This is a genomic window from Catenovulum sediminis (genome assembly GCF_007289895.1).
Classification (GTDB): Bacteria; Pseudomonadota; Gammaproteobacteria; order Enterobacterales; family Alteromonadaceae; genus Catenovulum; species Catenovulum sediminis.
The window spans coordinates 2,096,506-2,114,432 of the sequence record NZ_CP041660.1; the positions used below are offsets into that span (position 1 = coordinate 2,096,506).

Consider the following 17,927-nt stretch of genomic DNA (forward strand, 5'->3'; position numbering starts at 1 on the left):
TGATGAAATGAACGAATTGTTTTGATACTAAAATCTACATTTCATTGATCTTTCGCGCAAGACCTACCTACTTTTGTTGTTTATTTGTTACTTTTGGTTATCTGATGTTTGCACTCTGGTAGGTAATCGTTTACCTTTGTTTTTCATGTCAAAAGGAAAAACTTAGGACGCTCATGATGAATACACGATGCAACAAAATGATCGCATTGGTAATGACGACGTTGTTTGTCGCCTGTAGTGCTGATATATCCGTGACGGATACGGAAACCGAAAATAACTCGCCGGTAGAAATTGACCCGCATGACTCTGGCCTTTATGTTCAGCCGATCGAAAACCTGAACTCAGATTTTATTAAAGGTGCCGATATTTCAACCCTTTTACAAGTGGAAGAGAGTGGGGGTGTTTTTTATGATGAAGACGGTAATCCAGCAGATGCTATTCAAGTGTTGGCTGAACACGGCGTCAATTGGGTACGTTTAAGGTTATGGAACGATCCATATGACGTATCTTGGATACAAGATGTAACTGGTTATGAAGTACAAGGTGCAACGGGTGCCGGGACAAACGATTTGCCACGTACCATTGAAATGGCTAAACGCGCTAAAGCAGCCGGTCTGAATATATTATTAGATTTTCATTACAGTGACTTTTGGGCGCATCCGGGTCAACAGTATATGCCAGATGCTTGGGTTGGATTGTCGCAACAGGAAGTTGAGCAGGCTTTATACGACTTTACCTACGACACGCTGATGGCAATGGAAAACGAAGATGTATTCCCGCAAATGGTTCAAATCGGTAATGAGATTAATTCTGGGTTAGTTGCTCCACAGGGCGACGGTTTAACTTCGCAAAATGCAATTGCGCTGTTAAAACAAGGCAGTCAAGCCGTTCGGGATGCTCAAGCTGCGGTTGGAAAAAGCAGTAAAATCATGATTCATTTAGCCGATGGGGGCAATAATGGCACTTTTGTCTGGGCATTTGACGCTTTTACCCAAGCTAATCTGGATTATGACATCATTGGTCTGTCTTATTACCCATACTGGCACGGCACATTGGCCGAGTTGCAATTTAACCTGGACGATATCAGCGCAAAATACAAAAAAGAAGTGATAGTGGTAGAAACCGCGCACGGATTTACGGTAGAACAAGGCCCGGATGAAGGCGGTAATATCTTCAATTCAGATTCTGCATTAGCCGCTGGGTTTGCCGCAACAGTGCAAGGTCAGGCAACGGCAATGCGCGAAATTATGAACGTTGTCGCGCAAGTGCCTGCTGATTTGGGACGTGGTATTTTTTACTGGGAACCGGCATGGTTAGGTGTGCAAGGTGCTGGTTGGGTGACAGGTGCAAACAACGGCTGGGAAAATCAAGCGATGTTTGCTTATAACGGGCAAGTATTAGATTCAATGGATGTGTTTTGGAAAGTCAGTCAAGATACAAGCGTTGAGGCGCCTACATTAGTTTCTTTGTTAGAAGCGGATATTGAATTCGAGCAAGGCGATGATCTTGTATTACCGAATCAGGTATTCACTTTATATAGTGACGACTCTTATCGGCATGTCAATGTATCGTGGAGTAATGCCAGCAGTATTTCAACCAACACTGCGGGTGAATTTGATTTGGTGGGGTCGACAATCGAGCGTGGTGAACCCGTGACCGCAAAAGTAACTGTGACCGAAAAAGTGGTCGATGAAAACCAAAGTATACTGCAGAATTTTGATTTTGAATCCGGTCAGTTAGAACCATGGGTTATTAGTGCGGGAACTGCGGGACTCGCTTTAGCAGATAAAGCGGCAGATGCTTACAGTGGTCAATATGCGCTGCATTTTTGGAGTACAAGCGCACAAAGTCAAAGTGCAAAGCAAATTCAAACGAATGTTCCCAATGGGCGGTACAAAATATCGGCTTGGATTATGGGGGAAAGCAGTGCGCAAAGCGCTTCGAAATTGACTGCAACAAGCGGTAATACGACCATGGATTCTGATATTGTATTTGCCGGCTGGGCAAATTGGGTGCAAGTAGAACTGGAACTTGAGGTTATAAACAACCAATTGTCAGTTACTGTCGATATCGAGGAAGCCGTGGATTCATGGGGCAATATAGACAATATTCAAGCTGAGCTTATAAGCCCAGCGGGTTAAAGAATATTGAGCAGTTTCGAGAAAAATAATTCGCGTAATGTAACTGATGCTTAACCACTCTTAAGGTATTTATAGAAGAATAAATTAATCTGCAAATACCTTTTGAGGTTTTATATGCGAATTTTTACCCTACTTGCGAGCTGTTTATGCATAGTGTTTATGACAGCTTGCTCTAATCCAGAACAATTAAAAAAGCCTGAATTAACGGTAATCGATAGGGCGAACACACCATTAAGTGTGAGCTCGCCAGATAATAAAATAGCCGTTTTATTCTCAATCACAGAGTCGAGTGAGTTTAGATATCAAGTTCAACACCAGCAACAAGTAATTGTTAAAAAATCACAATTGGGTTTTGAGTTTTTGCAGCAACCAGCGTTAACTCAGTTTGAAGTGATAGCCAGCCAACAGGTTTCTTACAACAATAGCTGGCAGGCCGTTTGGGGTGAACGTAAAAACATTGTCGAACATTACAACGAACTATTGATATCCCTCAAAGATAAACACAGTTTACGACTGCTAAATTTACGTGTGCGGGTTTTTAATGATGGCATTGGTTTTAGATATGAATTTCCGCAACAAACAGCGATGCAAGCGTTTGTAATTACCGATGAAAAAACGGAATTTAATATTGCTCAGGATATGCAAAGCTGGTGGATTGAAGCCGATTACAACAGTTATGAAAAAACTTATCAGTCGAGCCAATTACAACAGTTAAAACATGTACAGACGCCGCTAACGATGCGCGCTAAATCGGGACTGCATTTAAGCATTCACGAAGCTGCGCTCACTGATTATGCCAGTATGTCACTGCTGCGCAAGCAAGGCACTTTGCTCGAGGCTGAACTCGCACCTTGGGCTGATGGGACAAAAGTGAAGGCTAAAGTGCCGTTCAATACTCCGTGGCGCACCATTCAAATTGCAGAAAACGCATCACAATTGGTTGAATCAGACTTAATTGTTAATCTAAACGAACCGAACAAGTTGCCGGATAGCAGTTGGATTAAACCAATGAAGTTTATTGGTATCTGGTGGGAAATTCATTTAGGAGTGCATACTTGGCAGGAAGGGCCAAGGCACGGTGCGACGACAGCGCGCGCGATGGCATACATAGATTTTGCCGCACAAAATAATATTCAAGCAGTGTTATTTGAAGGCTGGAATAAAGGTTGGGAAAAATGGGGGACACGCGAAGCCTATGTTGTGCCAACGGATGATTTTGATTTACAAAAAGTGGCCAATTACGCTCGAGAAAAAAATATTGTCATCGTCGGTCACAATGAAACTGGAGGAAATATTGCAGCGTATGAACAACACGTCGAAGAAATATTTTCACTTTACAATGAGCTGGGGATCAATGTTGTAAAAACGGGTTACGTGGCAGAGCAAGGGTTTGCTAATGGGGAAAATCATCATGGCCAATTTGCGGTAAGGCACTATCGTAAAATTGTTGAGCTAGCTGCTAAATACAACATTATGCTAAATGTGCATGAACCAGTGAAAGCAACCGGTATCCGCCGTACGTATCCAAATATGATGACGCGTGAGGGCGCTCGAGGCGGTGAATGGAACGCATGGAGTGAAGGGAATTCGGCTGACTACAGCATGATTTTACCCTTCACGCGTTTGCTTGCAGGCCCAATGGACTATACACCGGGGATCTTTGATATAGATTTTAGCAATTTTTCAGGACAGCGTTATGACTGGTCAGGAAACCCTCAAAATGCGGATTACCGGGTGCGTACAACTTTGGCGCGCCAGTTAGCAAATATGCTCGTGTTGTACAGTCCAATACAAATGGCTGCTGATGTTATTGAAAATTATCGGGCGCATCCAGCTTTTGATTTTATCCGCCAATTGGACGTTGATTTTGACGACTCGCAAGTGCTGGCGGCAGAGGTAGGTGAATATATATACATCGCGCGTCGTAGTGGTAAAACTTGGTTTATCGGTTTAGCGACTAATACACAGTCGCGTACAGCACAGCTCTCACTTGATTTCCTTAAGGCAAACAAACGCTATGATGCTCAATTATTTACCGATGCAGCTGATGCTCATTGGCAGACCAATCCCGAGCAATTTGAGATACAACGCCGAGAAGTTACGGTAAACGACGTATTGGAAGTAAAGTTAGCGGCGGGTGGTGGCGCAGCCATTATTCTGCAAGAGAAATAAGAGAAATAAGAGAAATAAAGCAAATAGTTCTATATGGCTGTACTGTGCTGTTTACAGTACAGCTTTTTACAGTACAGTCATTGACCTCACAACAAAATTAGTGCTGCGGTTTGTCCAGCAGTTCAGCTAAATTATGTTCGTCAAATTTATAGTCTGTTAAACAGTATTCACACTTAACCGCAATATGACCCTCTTCCTGCAAAATTTGCTGTAGCTCAGATTTTTCGATGCTGGCTAGAGCATTCAAACTCTTCTCTTGCGAGCAGGTACACTTAAAGGTGACAGTGGACGGCTCGAATAACTTCACGTCTTCTTGATGGTACAATCGATACAAAATATCTTGTGCATCCAGTGTAAAAAGCTCTTCTTGCTTAATCGTTTGGGTTAATTGCGCTAAATGATCTAAGCCTACTTCTATATCATCAGAGTGGCCCGGTAAAACTTGTAAAAACATACCCGCTGCTTTTTGTTGATTCGCATCTGCGAACAGCCAAATATGGGTATCCAACTGTTCCGACTGGCGGAAATAATCTTCTAAGCAGGCGCTTAATGTTTCTTTTTCCAGTGCCACTACCCCTTGATAGCGCTCACCCTTAATTGGCGTTATGGTAATTACCATATAGCCTTTGTCGCCGATGATGTCTTTTAACGCAGCAGATGCAGGCTCTGCTGTATAACGCGCCACGCCTCTAAGCGCTTGTTTGTTAGTGCCGTTTATCGCGACATAAGATACAGGACCATTGCCTTGAATTTGTACTGCAATATCACCTTCAAATTTGAGTGTCGCTGTGAGTAAAGAGGTGGCTGCGAAAAGTTCACCAATAATATGGGCAATCGGCTCAGGATAATTGTGGTTTTTTAGCATGCTGCGATAGCTTTCCTGCAATTGCACCAGCTCTCCACGCACATTCAGTTGATCAAAAATATATCGATTAAGTTGGTCGAGGCTTGTCATAATTTTACTCATTAAAATGTTTAACTTGAATTAATTGGCGCCTTTGTTTTTTATCAGGCTTAGTGTCTGGTTTAGGGTTTAACGAATGCTGAAGTTTGCGCATTTCGGCCAGTTCAGTGCGTTTTTTAATACTTTCGGCTGTTTCTTGATATAAAGCTTGCGCTAACGGCGCGCTTAACCTTTGCTCAGCTAAACCCAGAATATTGATTTGTTTTTCATCAAATCCCTGTTGGATGGTTAGTTTTGCACCCACTTCGAGATTGCGACTGGGTTTGCATCTTTGCCCGTTATATTTTACCTTTCCACTTTCAATTGCACCGCGGGCAAGCACTCGGGTTTTAAAAAAACGAGCGGCCCATAGCCATTTATCGATACGGACCGAGGTAACTTCGTTTTTGCGTTGGGAACTTTTTGCATTCATTGACTCACTAAACTCCAGTCAATCAGGTAGTTGTGACGAAACCATGCGCGGCTAACGCGAACAAAGCGCTATTGTACACGCAAATTATGTACTTCTGCGAGCCTTGACACAGAGACAAAAATGACAAATTTGCAGATTTGTAAAAAAGATTCGTTAAAATGGCGGTAAATCGGGTTGCAAAATGACTAAAAACGTAACATTCTGTTGCGATAATAAAGGGCTACATTGCCTAATTTATGGCACTGACGCCTATTTCAAGAATTTATAAGACTGGTTTAATATTTTGCAAGACAAAATTCATCAAGGTTTAGAGTTAGCTAAAAAGCTTCCGCAACAAAGTTTAAGTCGAGCTTTGCAAGTTCTATTGGTTATTTACATTGCTTGGTTATGTGCTGATTTAACGTGGAAGTTTTTCCCCGTGCCCAAGCCTGCAACGTTAAATATTCAATCAACTTCTACCGCTTCTCAATCAACTGTAGTTGCTGATATTCGACGAATTACCAATTTAAATCTTTTTGGTGATTATAACGCGGCACCGGTTATTCAGCGCCAAGTTGAAGAAGCACCACAAACAACACTGAATTTAAAATTGACGGGCGTTGTGCCAAGCTCTGCGCCCGAGTTAGCAGCTGCGATCATCGAAAAATCAGGTTCACAAGATGTCTATTCAATTAATGAAAAGATTGATGGTACACGCGCTGTGATCCGTGAAATCTACGCTGATCGTGTGATACTAGAGCAATCTGGGCGTCGCGAAACTTTAATGCTGGAAGGGCAAGATTACAGTGCGCTAGCTGCGCCTGAAACAGAGTCTGTTGGCTTTGATGCACCACAAATCATAGAAGAAACAGAGCAGGCTGCTATCACAGGGGAAGCTAAAGAAGCGATTGAAGAGCTAAGAGAAGAAGCATTTAGCGATCCGGGTAAATTAGTGGATTATTTAAAAGTATCTCCAGTTAGACGCGAAGGTGAACTGGTTGGGTACCGCTTATATCCGGGTAAAGATCCTCAATTATTTCAATCTGTAGGTTTAAATGCAGGTGATATTGCTATTGAAATTAACGGTTATGATTTAACCAATTTGTCACAGGCAATGCAGGCAATGGCACAACTTAAAGATGCAGAAGAAGCCAGTATTATGGTTGAGCGTGACGGCTCTATTCGTCAAATCTATATTTCGTTGTATTAAAAATGAACACACATAAAAATACGGAGCAATGGGGCATGAGCATTAAAAAGCGCCCGGCACTTTTAAAGCAAATTTCAGCACTGACATTATCGGCCGTAATGGCTTTTTCGGTTCCAGCCAGTTATGCAGCAGAATATTCGCCCAACTTTAAGGGCACGGATATCAATGAATTTATTAATATTGTCGGTAAAAACCTAAAACGTACGATAATTGTCGACCCTAATGTACGCGGCAAAATAAACGTACGTAGTTACGATTTATTAAATGAAGAGCAATACTTCCAGTTTTTCTTAAACGTCCTTGAAGTATACGACTACGCAGTAGTCGAAATGTCGAACGGCGTTTTAAAAGTGATTCGTGATAAAGATGCGAAAACCTCTGCGATACCTGTAGTCGAAACACAGGAAGCAGGCGATGGTGATGCGATGGTGACGCGCGTTGTTCAGGTTTACAACGTATCGGTAAAGGAGTTATCTCCATTGTTACGCCAGCTTAATGACCAAGCCGGTGGCGGTAACGTGGTTCACTATGATCCATCTAATGTCATTATGCTGACCGGCCGTGCTGCGGTGGTAAACCGTTTGGCGGAAATTATTCGCCGTGTCGATCAGGCAGGTGATCAGGATGTCGAAATAGTAAAACTGGAATTTGCGTCAGCCAGTGAAATGGTGCGAATTATCGATACGCTCACCAAAAATTCAGCGAAAGACAGAACACCGGATAACTTAATTCCAAAAGTTGTTGCGGATGATAGAACAAATAGCGTCATTGTTAGCGGTGAAGGGAAAGCTCGTCAGCGCACCATTGAAATGATAAAGCGCTTAGACAGTGAATTAGAAACGAACGGCAATACCAAGGTTTATTACCTTAAATATGCCAAAGCGGAAGATTTAGTCAAAGTTTTACAAGGGGTCAGCTCCAGTATCGCCGAAGAAAAAGGCGGTTCAAACAAAGCGAGTAGATCGCAGCAGCGAGACGTCAGTATCGACGCACATCCAGATAGTAATGCTTTAGTGATAACCGCAGAACCCGATATGATGCGCTCACTTGAAGCCGTTATCCGACAATTAGATATTCGTCGCGCGCAGGTGCAGGTTGAAGCCATTATCGTAGAAGTATTTGAAGGGGATGGGTTTAACTTAGGCGTGCAATGGATCAGTGACGAAGGTGGTATGGTGCAATTTGGCAACAATACACCGATTGGTGCATTAGCGGTTGGTGCCCAACAAGCCCGAACTCGCTATGGTCAAGATGATATTACTTATCGCACAGATGGAGATGGCCAGCCTGTTTATGATCAAAATGGCGAGCGGGTGGTAGCAAGTATTGTCGAGGGTGAAGAAATACTCGGTGATTACAGTACATTGGCCAGCTTATTGGGTGGTGTAAATGGGACCCTTGTCGGTGTCGTGAAAAATGGTTGGGGCGCTGTGTTAGAAGCGGTGACAACCGCAACCAATTCAAATATTCTGGCAACGCCCAGTCTAACCACCTTAGATAACCAAGAAGCTTCATTTATTGTGGGTCAGGAAGTTCCGACAATTACAGGCGCAACCGCATCAAGTACAAACTCTAATCCGTTCCAAACGGTTGAACGTAAAGAAGTGGGTATCAAGCTAAAAGTAACTCCACAAATTAATGAAGGTGATGCCGTGATGCTCACCATAGAGCAAGAGGTATCAAGCGTTGCTGGTGCAACCGGAATTGATGTTAGTTTTAACAAACGTGAAATTAAAACAACCGTAATGGCTGATGATGGTGGCACTATTGTTTTAGGTGGTTTGATTGATGAAGACATTCAAGAAAGTGTTTCTAAGGTACCTTTGTTAGGAGACATTCCAATTATTGGTAATTTGTTCAAATCAACCAGTAATACTAAACGCAAACGCAATTTAATGGTCTTTATCCGACCGACGATTATTCGTGACGGTTTAAGTCAAAATAAAGTGAGCCACAGAAAATATAACTTCATGCGCGCACAACAATTAAAGCGCCGTGCTGAAGGTAATTTCCTTTCTTACAGTGATGATATTTCTGCTTTACCTAAGTGGGATGAAGCCATGGCGTTACCGCCTTCATTTGAAGAATATTTAATTGAAAAAGGCGCTTTAGATAAGTATTTACAACAAGATAAAAATAAAGCGGCGGAAGAATAAGTGAGTATGAGCGAAATGGAACAAGCTGTTGTCTCTGATCCGGAGCTTGTTGAATCAACAAATGAGGATGAAGAAGCATTATTGCCGATAGGTGCTTCACGTTTGCCATTTGGCTTTGCCAATCGTCATGGGATCTTGTTAGAAAAAGAAGATGAAAAGTGGTTTGCCATTTGTCGGCATGATGTGAGCAGCCAGACTTTGTTAGAAGTGCGACGTTTTTTAAATCACCCGTTTACAATTGAGAGCGTTGACAACGATGCGTTTGAACTGCGCTTAACGACTGCGTATCAGCGTGATTCGTCGGAAGCGCGTCAATTAATGGAAGATATAGGCAACGAAGCCGATTTGTTTTCATTAGTCGATGAACTGCCGGAAACAGAAGATTTATTAGAAAACGAAGACGATGCGCCTATCATCAAATTAATCAATGCGATGTTAAGTGAAGCCATTAAAGAAGGCGCGTCAGATATTCATATCGAAACGTTCGAAAAAGATCTAAAAGTACGTTTTCGGGTTGACGGTATATTGCGTGAAGTTTTAAAACCCAATCGTAAACTGGCATCTGTTTTAATTTCCCGTATCAAAGTAATGGCTAAATTAGACATTGCCGAAAAGCGAGTGCCGCAAGATGGTCGTATTTCGTTAAGAATCGCGGGTCGGGCAGTTGATGTGCGGGTCAGTACCATGCCTTCGAGTCATGGTGAGCGAGCCGTATTGCGTTTGTTAGATAAAAACAACGCTCGGCTGAACTTAAAAGACTTAGGCATGACCAAAGATAACCGTGATAAATTCAGTGATTTGATACACAAACCGCACGGTATCATCTTAGTTACAGGCCCAACCGGCTCTGGTAAATCAACCACTTTGTATGCTGGATTGTCAGAACTCAATTCAGATGACAGAAATATTTTAACGGTAGAAGACCCAATAGAATATGCCTTAGAAGGTATAGGGCAAACGCAAGTTAATACCAAAGTTGATATGACATTTGCTCGGGGATTGCGCGCAATTTTACGTCAAGATCCAGATGTTGTGATGGTCGGGGAAATTCGGGATTTAGAAACCGCACATATTGCAGTGCAAGCCAGTTTAACCGGTCACCTCGTGATGTCGACGCTACACACTAATACTGCAGCAGGTGCCATCACTCGACTGGAAGATATGGGGGTTGAGCCCTTCTTATTATCCTCATCATTACTCGGGGTTTTGGCACAAAGACTGGTGCGTACTTTGTGCCCGCATTGCAAACACCCGCATGCGCCAGATGCTCGAGAGTGTGAAATACTTGGGTTGGAAAATAGCCAAGGAACGACAATCTATCGTCCGTCCGGTTGTAGCGAGTGTAATGCGACCGGTTATAAAGGGCGTTCCGGAATACACGAATTACTGACTGTAACTGAAGAAATTCGTGAAATGATCCACAATGGTGACGGTGAACAAGCCATTGAAAAGCTGGTGCGTCAATCTACGCCAAGTATCCGACAGGATGGTTGCAGTAAGGTATTAGCCGGTATTACCTCACTGGAAGAAGTTATTCGCGTAACCCGAGAGGATTAATCTAAATGGCAGCGTTTGAATACAAAGCCTTAGATAATAAAGGGCGGAACAAAAAAGGTGTCATCGAAGCCGATACAGCCAGAGCAGCTAGACAAGCATTACGTGAAAAAGGCTTGATACCGGTCGATGTACAAACAGCCAGTTCACAAGAAAAACAATCAGCATCGGGTAAACAAGAATTTTTTTCGTTGCAGGGGAAAATATCAGCTTCTGATTTAGCCTTGTTAACCCGTCAATTATCGACCTTAGTCGCTTCTGGTTTACCGATTGAAGAAGCCTTGTTGGCAGTCGCTCAACAAACCGAAAAACCGCGCATAGAACGTATGGTGATGGCGGTTCGTTCTAAAGTAACAGAAGGGTATAATTTGGCCGATAGCATGGCCGAATATCCCCATATATTCGACAACCTGTTTTGTGCCATGGTGGCTGCCGGTGAGAAGTCTGGACATTTAGATACGGTGTTAGAGCGTTTGGCTGATTACACAGAGCAGCGTCAAGTCACTAAGTCAAAAATTCAGCAAGCGTCTATTTACCCAATTATGTTGATGGTTGTGGCATTTTCAGTGGTGTACTTCTTGCTAACGTCAGTCGTGCCAAAAATCGTTGCGCAATTTGACCGTCTAGGCGGCGAGTTGCCAGCGAGTACCCGGTTTATGATAACCGTCAGTGATTTTTTAAGTGCTTATGGGTTATCAGTCATCGTATTTATTATGCTATCGGCTGTCATTTTTCAGCGCGCCATTCAAAAGCCCAAAATTCGATTTAAATATCATGCTTTATTGTTGCGGATGCCGATGATAGGTAAAGTTGCGCGCGGTTTAAACACAGCTCGTTTTGCGCGGACACTTAGTATTCTAACGGCCAGTGCTGTACCTTTGTTAGAGAGCATGAAAATATCAGCGGAAGTTTTATCGAATGATATGATAAAACAATCGATACATGATGCTCGGCTAAGAGTTAGAGAGGGGAGTAGTTTGCGCGCCTCTTTAGAGCAAACAAAGTTGTTTCCACCCATGATGCTACATATGATAGCCAGTGGTGAAAAAAGTGGTGAGTTAGAAAGCATGTTGTCACGGGCAGCCGACAACCAAGACAGAGAGTTTGAATCTTTGGTGAATATTACACTCAGTGTAATTGGCCCAGCGATGGTGCTAAGTATGGCGGCTGTCGTCTTTTTTATCGTTATTTCAATATTACAGCCAATAATGGCATTAAATTCAATGGTAGGTTAATCATGAATAGTAAACATCAACAACGCGGTTTTACCATTTTAGAAATTATGGTTGTGTTGGTTATCATAGGTATTTTAGCCGGCATGATCGCACCAAACTTTATCGGTGAAAGTGACAAAGCTAAAGTTAAAAAAGCAGCAACAGATATTGTGACTTTAGAGCAAGCATTAGATATGTATAAGTTAAACAATCATACATACCCTACAACAGAACAAGGTTTAGACGCCTTAGTCAATGAGCCGACCATTGACCCTGCACCACGCAACTACCCAGACGGCGGATATATCCGTCGCTTACCAGAAGATCCGTGGGGCAATGAATATCAACTGATGAGTCCAGGTGAATATGGCAAAATCGATGTTTTTTCAGTTGGACCCGATGGTCAGGCCGATACGGAAGACGACATCGGGAACTGGAACGTGAACGATTTCCTATAATCGTATGAGGTCTCAGTACACACTAAATAAGCGTAAACAAACCGGCTTCACTTTATTAGAGGTGATGCTGGTTATGGTACTTATGGCTGTGATACTGAGTAGTGTCAGTTTGTCTTTTGATATTCGTAGTGATTATGACAAAACAAAAGATGAAGCAAAGCGATTTCAGGCCGCTTTTCAACTGGCAGCCGATTTTGGTTTATTGAATAATTTACAACTGGGTTTGCTGGTCGAAAAAACAAGCTATCAGTTTTTAGTCTTTAATGGGGAGCAGTGGCAAGCAATTGAAGAAGACAAGGTGTTTTCCACTTATGAACTGCCTGAGTATTTTGAGTTAACTTTAACACAAGGCGAAATGGCTTGGTTAGACGATTATCAAGAAGAAGAAGGACTTTTTAATCAAGCTGATGAAGAGGACGAAGACGATAAAAAGAAAAAATTGATTCCTCAGGTGTATCTATTCTCAAGCGGTGAGATTACGCCATTTTCGTTGCAAATCAGTTACGAAGTTCCTTTTTCAGGTGAAGACAATATTATTTTTGAGGTCACCGGTGAAGATACTACGCCACTAAAAGTGGTCGATCCAAGAGCCCCAGATGAAACGATTTAAATCAATAAACAGGCAAATTTCAGGTTTTACAATTCTGGAAGTGATTGTCGCAATGGCAATACTAGCAACAGCTGGGGTCGCTGTCGTGCAATCTGCCTCTGTACACATCAATAATCAAACTCGATTGCAGCAACATATGTTTGCTGGTTGGGTTGCTTCAAATCGTCTAAATGAATTATTGATAGAAAAAAAATGGCCTGTAGAAAAAGGCAAAAAAGGTGAAATGGAGTTGGCCGGGCAAGAGTGGTTTTGGCAACAAAAAGTGTTAAAAACAGCATTTGGTGAAGATTTGGTTGCGGTAAAAATTGAAGTGTTTAGCGACGCTAATTATGAAAACTACATCACCGAACAAATAACCTATTTGAGTAAACCCTGATGATTAATTTGGTTAAGCGCAATAGCGGTTTTACTCTGATTGAAATGCTACTGGCCGTTACCATTTTCGCTTTACTTGGTGTAGCTGGTTTTAGCATTTTGTCTAATACCGTAAAAAGTAACGATATTTCTTTGGCCCATGGGGAAAAAGTGGCAGGCTTGCAACGTGCAATGATAGTAATTGAACGAGATTTAATGCAATTAGCGCAGCGTACTGTGCGCGTTCAGGGCGAGCAAAAACCACAACCTTTTTATTTATCACATGGTGAATTTATTTTAGACAGTGAATCTCAAGTTTTGGCATTTCGCCGTGTTGGATGGACAAACCCTTTAAATATATTGCCTCGTAGTGAAGTGCAATCAGTTGCTTATCGCATAGTTGATGAAAATCTAGAACGCTTACAGTTTACCTTTCCAGATCCAGTACAAGGCACAGAGCCAAAAGTGCGCGTGTTGCTAGAAGGGGTCGAGCAGATTGAATTTGAATTTTACAATACGAGTGAAAAAAAGTGGCTGGATAAATGGACAGAGCAAGGCTTACCTGATGGTATTTCCATACTCTTGAAAACCAAAGAGTATGGTGAAATAAAACGTATATTTTCTGTGTCGGCTCAGGTGCAATCGTGAAAAAAGTGAAAGGTGTAGCTTTAATCACAGTGTTGTTAATTGTCGCTTTGGTAACGATTATCGCTGCAGAAATGGCTGTGCGATTGCAAATGCAAATAAAGCGTGTGGATAATATTGGCGCAAACCAACAAGCTTATTGGTTTGCGATAGGCGGCGAGTCACTGGCTCGCTTGGCATTAACTGAAGCTTACCAAGAAAATAGTGGGCGTTTAGATTTAAGCCAACCTTGGGCTGTAGAGGAGATGACTTATCCGCTCGAAAACGGAGCATCTCTAACAGGCTCAATTAAGGATTTAAGATCCTGTTATAACATTAATGCAGTAACAAAGGTTGCCGCTAGACAAAATCAACAAACAAGCGACGGGCAAAATAACAACCAGAATAGCTCGAGCAACCGCACTAACAACAACGCAGACAACAATAATTCAAATAGCAATAATTCAAATAACAATGTGCTCGATCCTAAATCAGAAGCGCAATTTCAACATTTACTTGAACTTGCAGGGATAGACAATTATGAAGCTGAAGCAATCAGAGACAGCGTCGCCGATTGGTTAGATGAAGATATGCAAACCCGCAGTTACGGCGCAGAAGATTACATCTATGAAGCGAAAGAATTTGCCTATTTACCGGCCAACAGCTGGTTTGTCGATAAATCAGAATTAAAATTGATACAGGGCTTTGATACCGTACCGGAAGGGGCGCAAAATCTAGATAAAATTTTGCCGCACATTTGTGTCATACCCAATGTTAACGATAGCATCGTGAATGTGAATACCATTCAAGAAGATAATGCTGTTGTACTGTCTGCCTTATTTAATAATAAACTGACCGTTGAAAATGCTAAAAGAGTCATTGAAGCACGCCCGGATGATGGCTTTAAAGATATTGAAGAGTTTTGGGCACTGCCTGAAATCAAGGCGGTTGGGAATGTTTCTAATCATTTAAAAAGTCAGTTTGATGTAACCAGCGAGTATTTTCTTTTACAAACAAAAACCGAATATAATCAGAGCTGGATTAATTTAACATCACTCATTGCACTAGATGCGCAGGGTAAATTTTCAGTGATTGCCCGCAAAATTGGAGTTTAATTGTGTCTGAACAGTTATTAATTAGATTGGCCAGTCAGGCTGAGCAAGCAATTCATTGGATGCTTTGGTCAGATAGTGAGCAAGAAATAATCGCTTCCGGCGCGCTTGCTCACGCCGATGATTTGGCCAGCTTGCAGGAAAGAGTGAACGTTCGTAATGCCGTCGCTGTGGTGCCCAGTGCAGACATTAGTTTGCGCAAAGTAGAAACACCTGCGCGCCCCAGCCGACAGTTTATTCAAGCGTTGCCCTACATGCTAGAAGAAGATTTAGCCAGTGATGTTGACGAGCTATTTTTTGCGCCGGGTAGCCGTAGCCAAAAAGCCGAGCTTCATTACATGCAAGTTGCCGCCGTAAGCCAGCAAAAAATGCAAAACTGGCTAGCTTGGCTGGAGCAAGCGGGTATTAAATGTCAAAAAATATTGCCTGACTGTTTGTTATTACCCTATCAGGAAAACAGCATAAGCGTGTTGCAGGTTGGGGATGATTGGCTGATCCGTCATGCTGAATTTGATGGGGTAAGCTGTCAAACAGAAGAGTTAGAATTTTGGTTAACGCTGTTAGCAAAAGAATGCGCCAACAGTCGTTCGGCAAATACAGAAGAAAGCGCAGAGATTTCAATTGTGCACTACTCGCCATTGCCAGAAAACATCAACCTGCAGCCTTATGCTTGTCAAGCCGGTGATTACTTACCGCCGTTACAAATATTAATCGCTGAATTAAATAAACAAACTTTTAATTTACGACAAGGGCAATTCCAGTTTAAAAAAGATAGCTCTCAGTTCGTAAAAATTTGGCGCAACGCAGCAATTATTGCGGCCGTGGCGTTAAGCGTCAATATAGCCAATAAAGCGGTGACAGTATATCAGTTGCAAGCACAGGCGGATGCCTTGGATGCACAAATAAAACAAGCTTATGTCTCTGTTTTTCCAAATGGCAGAAACTTGTCATCTACCATGATCCAAAAACAACTGAAAAGTAAATTAAAAACAAGTGGTGGTAGCAGTGATCAAATTTCATTTTTGGCTTTGATTGAAGCCAGTGCCGTTGCATTTTCACAGGTACCTGATTTAAAACCCGAAAATATTCGCTTTGATATTAAACGAGGGGAGATTCGATTAAATGCCAGTGCTTCAAACTTCCAAAGTTTTGAAAAGTTCCGAGCTGCTGCCGAGCAAAATCAATTGCAAGTAGAGCAGGGTTCTCTCAATAATCAAGGCTCTCAAGTGGTTGGCGCAATTAGTATCCGGAGTGTGTAATGAAACAGTGGTTTGAAAGTTTAAGCAGCCGTGAGCGTCAGCTGGTTTTAGGCGGCGGTATTGTGCTAATTATTGGTTTATTTTTTCAATTGATTTGGGGGCCGTTAAATACGGCCTTGGATAAAGCAGAGCTGGATGTCAAAAATAAACAAACCGCTCTTTTGTGGGTCAGTGAAAAAACGGCAGAACTTAAACAACGACAATCGGGCAATAGTAAAGTAACTTCCGGCTCATTAAACCAAATTGTCAATGCCGCAGCACGGCGGGCCGATATATCCTTAGCTCGGATGCAACCGCAAGGCGAATCCTTACAGGTTCAAATTGATGAAGTTGAATTTAACGCATTGGTTCGTTGGTTGGCTGACTTAACCCAAAATAAAGGTTTGCGCATTGAATCTTTAGATATATCCGCAGCGGATAAGCCTGGCGCAGTTAGAGTACGAAGATTACAGGTGAGTAAACAATGAAAGTTTGGATTAGCCGCTTAACGTGGGCGATATTATTTTATTTAATCTTCTTGCTAGCGACAATTCCGGCACACTTAGTCACTGCACAAGTTACACTGCCAAAAAATATAGAGCTGGGCAATGTCTCTGGAACCTTGTGGCAAGGCAAAGTAGACATGCTCAGAGTTGATAAAATATTGCTGAAAGACGTCCGTTGGGATGTTGTTTTTTCTCGTTTATTGACGGCTAAACTGGCTGTTGATATTGAATTTGGTGATCGACGGAAAATATTAGAACCACAAGGTAGTTTAACCGCGCTATATGGTGCATCAGGACCTGCACTACAGGATGTTAAAGTGAAAATGCCAGCAGATCTAATTGCCCAGCAGATACCAATTCCATTTCCTGTAGAAGCGGCAGGGTTAGTTGAGTTGAACCTAAACCATGTTGAGCAGGGTAAACCCGTATGCAGTGAATTAGACGGTCGAATTGATTGGCGCATGGCTTCTGTCAACGCGATGAACAGTAATTTTGTCTATGGTGATATCGCTGCGGATTTAAGTTGTGATGAAGGCGCAGCGGTTGCGATTGCGCGCGGTAACAAAGAAATTTTAATATTAGATTTAAAAGCGCGTTTAAACACAATGAAAAATTATGCCATTGGTGGCCATATTGCACTTGGCCCTAAAGCGGATACCGCGTTAAGAAACGCCATTGGATTTTTAGGCAATCCAGATGCTGATGGTCGATATATGGTTAAATTCAGTCAATAGAAATTAAGGATTAACAATGCAACCGATAGTTCGCACTGTAAGCACATGTTTGTGTCTGGCCTTATGTTTATCTGCTTGTAGCCAAAAACAGGCTTATCAGGGAATGCAGGAAGCGGGAAAGCAGCAAAATTGTCGACCGATTATCGATGAACTGGAAAAGCAAAAGTGCGAACAAGGTTACGAAAAGGATTTTGAAACGTATAAAAAAGAACGTGAGCGAGTTCTTAATAAGTAGCGAAAAAGCGCTGACGTTTTAAGATTTATAGCCAGTGTCATAGATAAAAAAGGCAGTGCCGAAGCACTGCCAAAATCTTACAAAGTCCTTGAGGGATAGCTTTTTCGATCCTTCGCTATATCAAGGAAAGCGCACTAACACATACACAAACACACTACTTAGGGACCAAACCTACATCAAGGTATTGATGTGTTAAAGTTTAGTGTAGCTTTTAAGTTGCGCCAGCGAAGATTTTTCTAATGAATGAAAATATA

The 17,927-nt window shown here is 42.2% G+C and carries 17 protein-coding genes; 15 read left to right on the forward strand and 2 right to left on the reverse strand.

The window, feature by feature from the left end:
• Positions 1 to 173: 173 nt before the first annotated feature.
• Positions 174 to 2,141, forward strand: a complete 1,968-nt coding sequence (locus FNT16_RS08540; protein ID WP_143871199.1) for a glycosyl hydrolase 53 family protein — start codon at positions 174 to 176, stop codon at positions 2,139 to 2,141.
• A gap of 159 nt (positions 2,142 to 2,300) precedes the next feature.
• On the forward strand, positions 2,301 to 4,313 hold the full coding sequence (locus FNT16_RS08545; RefSeq protein ID WP_185976553.1) for a glycoside hydrolase family 97 protein: 2,013 nt from the start codon (positions 2,301 to 2,303) through the stop codon (positions 4,311 to 4,313).
• 97 nt (positions 4,314 to 4,410) lie between these two features.
• Here the strand turns inward: FNT16_RS08545 and hslO are convergent, their stop codons facing one another.
• Positions 4,411 to 5,268 (reverse strand): Hsp33 family molecular chaperone HslO, encoded by an 858-nt coding sequence (gene hslO, locus FNT16_RS08550; RefSeq protein ID WP_143871201.1) that lies wholly within the window; start codon positions 5,266 to 5,268, stop codon positions 4,411 to 4,413.
• A 4-nt stretch (positions 5,269 to 5,272) separates the two neighbouring features.
• Positions 5,273 to 5,689 carry a ribosome-associated heat shock protein Hsp15 gene (gene hslR / locus FNT16_RS08555; RefSeq protein ID WP_143871202.1) on the reverse strand — a complete coding sequence of 139 codons (417 nt, stop codon included), beginning with the start codon at positions 5,687 to 5,689 and terminating at the stop codon, positions 5,273 to 5,275.
• A 283-nt stretch (positions 5,690 to 5,972) separates the two neighbouring features.
• Between hslR and gspC the strand changes: the two genes are divergently transcribed.
• Genes gspC through FNT16_RS08620 form a run of 13 tightly spaced genes read left to right on the forward strand, consistent with a single transcriptional unit; the run spans position 5,973 to position 17,673 of the window.
• Positions 5,973 to 6,878 carry a type II secretion system protein GspC gene (gene gspC / locus FNT16_RS08560; protein WP_143871203.1) on the forward strand — a complete coding sequence of 302 codons (906 nt, stop codon included), beginning with the start codon at positions 5,973 to 5,975 and terminating at the stop codon, positions 6,876 to 6,878.
• A gap of 35 nt (positions 6,879 to 6,913) precedes the next feature.
• Positions 6,914 to 9,034: a type II secretion system secretin GspD gene (gspD, locus tag FNT16_RS08565; RefSeq protein WP_350401917.1), complete on the forward strand. Its 2,121-nt coding sequence runs from the start codon at positions 6,914 to 6,916 to the stop codon at positions 9,032 to 9,034.
• A 6-nt stretch (positions 9,035 to 9,040) separates the two neighbouring features.
• On the forward strand, positions 9,041 to 10,591 hold the full coding sequence (gene gspE / locus FNT16_RS08570) for a type II secretion system ATPase GspE (RefSeq protein WP_143872925.1): 1,551 nt from the start codon (positions 9,041 to 9,043) through the stop codon (positions 10,589 to 10,591).
• Positions 10,592 to 10,596: 5 nt separating this feature from the next.
• Entirely contained in the window at positions 10,597 to 11,823 is a 1,227-nt protein-coding gene (gene gspF / locus FNT16_RS08575; protein WP_143871204.1) for a type II secretion system inner membrane protein GspF, read from the forward strand.
• 2 nt (positions 11,824 to 11,825) lie between these two features.
• Positions 11,826 to 12,260, forward strand: a complete 435-nt coding sequence (gene gspG / locus FNT16_RS08580; RefSeq protein WP_143871205.1) for a type II secretion system major pseudopilin GspG — start codon at positions 11,826 to 11,828, stop codon at positions 12,258 to 12,260.
• A 4-nt stretch (positions 12,261 to 12,264) separates the two neighbouring features.
• The gene (gene gspH, locus FNT16_RS08585; RefSeq protein WP_143871206.1) at positions 12,265 to 12,870 is read left to right on the forward strand and encodes a type II secretion system minor pseudopilin GspH; all 606 of its coding nucleotides are present in this window, start codon (positions 12,265 to 12,267) and stop codon (positions 12,868 to 12,870) included.
• Positions 12,857 to 13,246: a type II secretion system minor pseudopilin GspI gene (gspI, locus tag FNT16_RS08590; RefSeq protein ID WP_246072174.1), complete on the forward strand. Its 390-nt coding sequence runs from the start codon at positions 12,857 to 12,859 to the stop codon at positions 13,244 to 13,246. Before gspH ends, gspI begins: the two co-directional genes overlap by 14 nt.
• The gene (gene gspJ, locus FNT16_RS08595; RefSeq protein WP_143871207.1) at positions 13,246 to 13,872 is read left to right on the forward strand and encodes a type II secretion system minor pseudopilin GspJ; all 627 of its coding nucleotides are present in this window, start codon (positions 13,246 to 13,248) and stop codon (positions 13,870 to 13,872) included. The genes gspI and gspJ overlap by 1 nt, the downstream gene beginning before the upstream one ends.
• Entirely contained in the window at positions 13,869 to 14,963 is a 1,095-nt protein-coding gene (gspK, locus tag FNT16_RS08600) for a type II secretion system minor pseudopilin GspK (RefSeq protein WP_246072176.1), read from the forward strand. Before gspJ ends, gspK begins: the two co-directional genes overlap by 4 nt.
• A gap of 2 nt (positions 14,964 to 14,965) precedes the next feature.
• A complete protein-coding gene (gene gspL, locus FNT16_RS08605; protein WP_143871208.1) occupies positions 14,966 to 16,219 on the forward strand; it encodes a type II secretion system protein GspL in 1,254 nt (417 codons plus the stop codon).
• On the forward strand, positions 16,219 to 16,686 hold the full coding sequence (gspM, locus tag FNT16_RS08610) for a type II secretion system protein GspM (RefSeq protein ID WP_143871209.1): 468 nt from the start codon (positions 16,219 to 16,221) through the stop codon (positions 16,684 to 16,686). The genes gspL and gspM overlap by 1 nt, the downstream gene beginning before the upstream one ends.
• Entirely contained in the window at positions 16,683 to 17,438 is a 756-nt protein-coding gene (locus FNT16_RS08615) for a type II secretion system protein N (RefSeq protein ID WP_143871210.1), read from the forward strand. Before gspM ends, FNT16_RS08615 begins: the two co-directional genes overlap by 4 nt.
• 16 nt (positions 17,439 to 17,454) lie before the next feature.
• Positions 17,455 to 17,673, forward strand: coding sequence for a hypothetical protein (locus FNT16_RS08620; RefSeq protein ID WP_143871211.1), 219 nt, complete (start codon positions 17,455 to 17,457; stop codon positions 17,671 to 17,673).
• The last annotated feature ends 254 nt before the right edge of the window (positions 17,674 to 17,927 follow it).